Consider the following 510-nt stretch of genomic DNA (forward strand, 5'->3'; position numbering starts at 1 on the left):
ACGACGACACGACGATACGACGAGCCCAACGACAATGATCACGCTCTATACCTTCGGCCCTGCCTTTGGCCTGCCCGACGCCAGCCCGTTCGTCATGAAGGCCGAACTGCTGCTGAAGCTGGCAGGGCTGCCGTACCGCACCATGCCGGGCAACCTGCGCCGCGCGCCCAAGGGCAAGCTGCCTTACCTCGACGACATGGGGCGCATCGTCGCGGATTCGACGATGATCCGCTGGCATATCGAGAAGACCTATCACGTGGACTTCGACGCGGGGCTGTCCGAGGCCGAGCGCGGGGTGGCCTGGGCCGTGGAAAAGCTGATGGAAGACAACCTCTACTGGGCCGTGGCCCGCGTGCGCTGGCTCGATGACGCCAATTTCGAGCGCGGCCCGGCCCAGTTCTTCCAGCGCGTGCCGGCACCGGTGCGCGGGATCGTGACCACGCTGGTCAAGCGGCGCGTACGCCAGATGCTCTGGGCGCAGGGCCTCGGCCGGCATTCGGACGAGGAGGC

Annotated in this window: 1 protein-coding gene; it reads left to right on the top strand. The window is 66.9% G+C overall.

Going from position 1 to position 510, the window contains the following annotated elements:
- Positions 1-34: 34 nt before the first annotated feature.
- Positions 35-510 (top strand): Tom37 metaxin N-terminal-like domain-containing protein (locus AB4Z27_RS29450; RefSeq protein WP_441646038.1); only part of this gene is annotated, 476 nt, incomplete at its 3' end.

It is taken from the genome of Cupriavidus sp. KB_39 (genome assembly GCF_052114485.1).
GTDB lineage: Bacteria > Pseudomonadota > Gammaproteobacteria > Burkholderiales > Burkholderiaceae > Cupriavidus.